We start from the raw sequence: 2,465 nt of genomic DNA on the forward strand, positions 1-2,465 counted from the left end.
TCATAAAAAAGTTGAGGAATAAATTCTTTTCGTCCTTGCATACTACAAGATATGAAAAATTGCTATATTTAGTGTTGGGCAACAAGCACACGGGTTTTGCGTCAGGCGGGCTGACGTTCAAACTTGAAGTTTTGTGCTTTTAATAAACTTTAGTAATAAATTGAAACTTTGTGCTCCTAAACCCGCCCGAACGCAAAGCCCGAAAACGTTAGTGGCAATGGCAGGACATCATACCGCTAAAATTCAACGTCAGAAAAAGAGAAGCAGACCTGAGTTTTTTTCATAATTTTGTAATTTTAATCAAAATGAATAATCAAATTTTTGAAAACACTAAAATTTCATAAGACCGAATGTGGAGTTGATTTTCTTCTGAATGTATTACCATCGACAGAAGTCAGGGATAGTTATCTAAAAGGGGAAGTTTACAACACCGATTTTTTTGAAATTGTTTTTTTCAAAAAAGGCAATGGACATATCATTCTAAATCATCAAAAAAAAGTTATTGAAGATAACAGCATTGTTTTTATTTCGGCATTTCAAAAACGACAATGGCAACTCAACCCCGATAATTTAGATTTTACGGTTTTGGCATTTCAAGAAGATTTTTTAAATGACTTTTTTTCTGATAAATTGTTTACATACCGCCTGTTGTACTTCTATCAGTTGGAGTATCCTTTGTGTATGCAAGTGCAACAGGACATCACAACGTTTTATTGTGTTCTATTGTCCGAAATGAAAACCGAACTGCTTAAAACCAAAGCAGATAGTGTGCATATTATCCGTTCTTTAATCTATTATCTGTTGCAAAAATTAAACAGAGAATATGCCGAAAAACATCAGTTGCCTTTGGAAAAAAACGGAAACAATTATGCTTTTCAATTCAAAAAACTAACCGAAATCCACATCAAGGAAAAACAACGTATCAACGATTATACAGAGATATTGAATGTCAGTAGAATATCTTTAAACAAAGCGGTAAAAGAATATTTCAATGTTACGGCAACCTATATGTTAAAGCAACGATTGTTGATAGAAATAAAAGATTACCTTATCCATTCGGAATTAACTGTTGCAGAAATTGCCTATGAACTTAATTTCTCTGAACCGAACCATTTAATGCGTTTTTTCAAGAACCAAACAGGAATGACCACTACTGAATTTTTAGCAGATTATCAAAATGGTATCCATTCCTAATATTTTGGTAGCTTCTGATTTTTAGAAGCAAAGTAATTTTGCTCCATAATTTAAAATATAAAAATTATGAGCAAGAAAGCATTAATCATTATCGATATTCAAAACGATTATTTTGAAGGCGGAGCTATTGAGTTGGTAAATCCAGTAGAAGCAAGTCTAAATGCCCGTAAAGTGTTGAATTATTTTAGGGAAAATAATTTGCCAATCGCACACATTCAACACGTTTCAGCCAATCACGAAGTTATGCCGATTTTCGTGGAAGGAACAAAAGGTTTCGACATACACGAAAACGTAAAACCACTTGACGGAGAAAAAGTATTCCGCAAATACTTTCCGAACAGTTTCAGAGGAACAGGACTTTTGGAATATCTGAAAGAAAACGAAGTAACCGAAGTCGTTATTACAGGAATGATGACACATATGTGCGTAGATGCCACCACAAGAGCCGCATTTGATTTTGAATACAAATGTACTGTAATCGGAGATGCTTGTGCATCAAGAGATTTGGAAATCAAAGGAAGTAGCGTAAAATCTACCGATGTACACAACGCATTTTTATCCGCATTGGAATTTTTCTATGCCGAAATCAAAAACACGGACGAATTTTTATCAGCATAATTTCGTTAAAAATAATTCAAAGCCCTGTAATAGAAATTATTGCAGGGCTATTTTTTTGTGTCCCTAATCGTGTGATATTGTAATGTAAAATCTTTCTCTATTTTTAATTTCCCTGACAACATACAACAAATAGCCACAGCCACTAACATCGCATTATCCAAAGTTTCTTTGCAAAGTCTTTATTTTAGAGGGTTGGTTACTCATTTTATAGCAGTTAGTACAACATAAGTACAACAATTGGAAAAGTATGTTTTAAGTCTTTGTTGAGATTAGATTTTGAGCCATAAAAAACGAAACTTTAACATTTGATCTGGGCTTAAAAATGCGAAATTCGAGCATATAAACCGACTTTATTTAACTGAGCAGTACAATTCATCAACTGATATTCTGCCAATTTGGAACAATAATAGTCCCTTGATGCTTTGGCATATCCATTTTGAAGCAACAATTCATTCAAACATTCGCCTGATTCCAGGATTACATAACCTAATTACCTATGATAAAAATCGTAGGCATTTTTTATTTCTGTAAGTATGGTTACTCTATCTCCAACACCCAAAACGTTAGTTAGGTAATTTTGGATATACTAACTTAGTTGGGAGTAAAAGTTAAGCATAAAACCTTAATTTTAATATATGAAAAGAATCCGTAAA

3 protein-coding genes are annotated in these 2,465 nt (G+C 33.1%); 2 read left to right on the top strand and 1 reads right to left on the bottom strand.

What is annotated here, in order from left to right; genetic code table 11:
• Positions 1-321 precede the first annotated feature (321 nt).
• Complete coding sequence (locus HXZ74_RS17060; protein ID WP_181816297.1) at positions 322-1,194, top strand: helix-turn-helix domain-containing protein; 873 nt, start codon at positions 322-324, stop codon at positions 1,192-1,194.
• Between the two features lie 66 nt (positions 1,195-1,260).
• A complete protein-coding gene (locus HXZ74_RS17065) occupies positions 1,261-1,812 on the top strand; it encodes a cysteine hydrolase family protein (protein WP_115000157.1) in 552 nt (183 codons plus the stop codon).
• A 316-nt stretch (positions 1,813-2,128) separates the two neighbouring features.
• Here HXZ74_RS17065 and HXZ74_RS17215 read toward each other — a convergent pair whose 3' ends face one another.
• The gene (locus HXZ74_RS17215; protein WP_353619268.1) at positions 2,129-2,290 is read right to left on the bottom strand and encodes a hypothetical protein; all 162 of its coding nucleotides are present in this window, start codon (positions 2,288-2,290) and stop codon (positions 2,129-2,131) included.
• Positions 2,291-2,465 lie beyond the last annotated feature (175 nt).

It is taken from the genome of Empedobacter sp. R750, assembly GCF_030324345.1.
GTDB lineage: Bacteria > Bacteroidota > Bacteroidia > Flavobacteriales > Weeksellaceae > Empedobacter > Empedobacter falsenii_C.